3 protein-coding genes are annotated in these 1957 nt (G+C 52.1%); all 3 read left to right on the top strand.

Going from position 1 to position 1957, the window contains the following annotated elements; all coding sequences use genetic code 11:
- Positions 1-201 precede the first annotated feature (201 nt).
- The gene (locus VE954_RS36295) at positions 202-492 is read left to right on the top strand and encodes a transposase (RefSeq protein WP_324962346.1); all 291 of its coding nucleotides are present in this window, start codon (positions 202-204) and stop codon (positions 490-492) included.
- Between the two features lie 14 nt (positions 493-506).
- On the top strand, positions 507-1235 hold the full coding sequence (locus VE954_RS36290) for an IS3 family transposase (RefSeq protein WP_324962348.1): 729 nt from the start codon (positions 507-509) through the stop codon (positions 1233-1235).
- 464 nt (positions 1236-1699) lie between these two features.
- Positions 1700-1957 (top strand): hypothetical protein (locus VE954_RS36285; protein ID WP_324962344.1); only part of this gene is annotated, 258 nt, incomplete at its 3' end.

Here is a 1957-nt window from a genome sequence, read left to right as displayed (position 1 = left end):
TTCGATCCGGCACCTTATCGGACTCAAACGAACGTTTGCTCCTGGGGCGTGACGCCTGATCGGGATTTTGGGCCTACACTGTCGGTCTGTCTCAGATTCACCGCCGCAAATGCTTTGATCGATCCCGGAATTTACACGCTTTGAAGTGGCCTCATTTCGCCTGACGCTCTGTATACTTAACCAGGTATCACGGAGGACAGTATGGGAAAGAAGTCTCGCAAGTCGTACAGTGAAGAGTTTAAGGCAAGTGCTGTGAAAATGTCATTAAAACCTGGAGTCCGTCTCTCCCATGTGGCCGAGGAACTGGACGTTCCTGTCGGATACTTGACCCGCTGGCGAAGCGAAGCCCGGGACGCAGAGGACCAAGCCTCTGCCGAGGCGCGAATCGATGCCATCAGTGAGAATGCCAAGCTCAAAGACGAGTTGAAGCGGGTAAAGTTGGAGCTTGAAATCATAAAAAAGGCCGCCATCTACTTTGCGGGGCAAAAGTAGAGCGCTATCCGTTCATCAAGGCCCAGGCTGAAACCTATCCAGTGCAACTTCTCTGTGACGTCCTGGAAGTGTCTCGAAGCTGCTACTACGAATGGCTTCAGGCCATCCCATCGAAGCGTGTGGAAGCGAACAAACTTCTTCGAGATGCCGTCCACACCGTGCACGAGGCCTCGCGTGGCACCTATGGCAGGAGGCGAATTGCAGCCCAGATTGCAAAGCAAGGGCCGGCGGTATCGCCAACGCGAATCGAGCGACGCATGAAGGAGCTTGGAATTCAGGGGATTTCTCCCCGAGCTTTTGTCACGACCACGCGAGATAACACGAAACTCGTGAACAGCCCAAACCTTATTAAGGGCGAGGATTTGGAGGCGAAAACAATAGACCAGATATGGGTTTCCGATATAACGTTTATCCCCACCAAAGAGGGGTGGCTGTACCTGTGCATCGTGCTCGACCTCTATTCGCGCAGAATCGTCGGCTGGGACATGCAATCAAACATGAAGGCTGATCTGGTCATCAACGCCCTGCGGATGGCCCTCAAAGGCAGAAAGCCGGCCGCAGGATTGATTTTTCATAGTGACTGCGGTGGACAGTACAAGGCCGGGCGCTTCCGTGGACTTCTGAGACGTTATCGGGTTCGGCAGAGCATGACATTTGCCGGCAACTGTTACGATAATGCCACGGCGGAGGCGGCTTCTGCCAGGATCTTCAAAAAATTGACTCTTCAATATCCCACCCATTGATTGGTTTATCGATAACGTGCACATTTGCATGCCCCCTTAGCATGCCTTGCCGTGATGTTTACCGTGAGACCCATCAGGCTTACGAGGGCGATGACAACACTGAAGCCACTGGACCTGTCGTTCTTCATTTCATAATCCTTGTCGCACATTCGCAGTAGCGAGAAGATCGTCAGATTGGGAATGCTGCATAAGTCTCAGGTGTAATTATGCAATATTACAGAATATTATATTACGGATAAATTGAAGTGTAGGCTTTGCGGCGTTATCCCGATTGCAAGCGCAGGCCAACGCTCTTCCGAGACTTTTGAAGGCAAAAGCGAGTGGCGCCTGACCATGGAGCGTATGAATTTGGTGAAAATAGCTCAGTTGTGGAATGCTCCGGTTGGTTCTGTAAGAATTTAAATATTCCGCATATCCCGATGACGACCGGGTTTGCACTTCTTCACCCGGCAAGGATCTCAATTATGCAAATCAGCATTCTCACAGCTTTCCTGGTTATGCTCGGCGCTGCCGCCTGCAAAGACAACGATCTGAAGGGCAATGAGACCAACGGCATCGACCGGACCTTGCAAGGGAAGCCAGACAAAGGTTCGGAAGAACCTGTTGGAGTGCCTGGCTATCCCCTGGCCTGCAACTGGATATCCGCCCCTACCGGGGAGCCTCCGGTCGGGATTGTCGATTGTTTTTTGAGTGATGCTAACGGACAGCCTGCCAGCCTCAGT

Origin of the sequence: Oligoflexus sp. (genome assembly GCF_035638955.1) — a bacterium.
Classification (GTDB): domain Bacteria; phylum Bdellovibrionota_B; class Oligoflexia; order Oligoflexales; family Oligoflexaceae; genus Oligoflexus.
This window is presented reverse-complemented; position numbering and strand designations above follow the sequence as displayed.

Excerpts from the sequence above, each read along its gene's own strand:
- VE954_RS36295 (WP_324962346.1), top strand. The coding sequence starts at position 202 with ATGGGAAAGAAGTCTCGCAAGTCGTACAGTGAAGAGTTTAAGGCAAGT.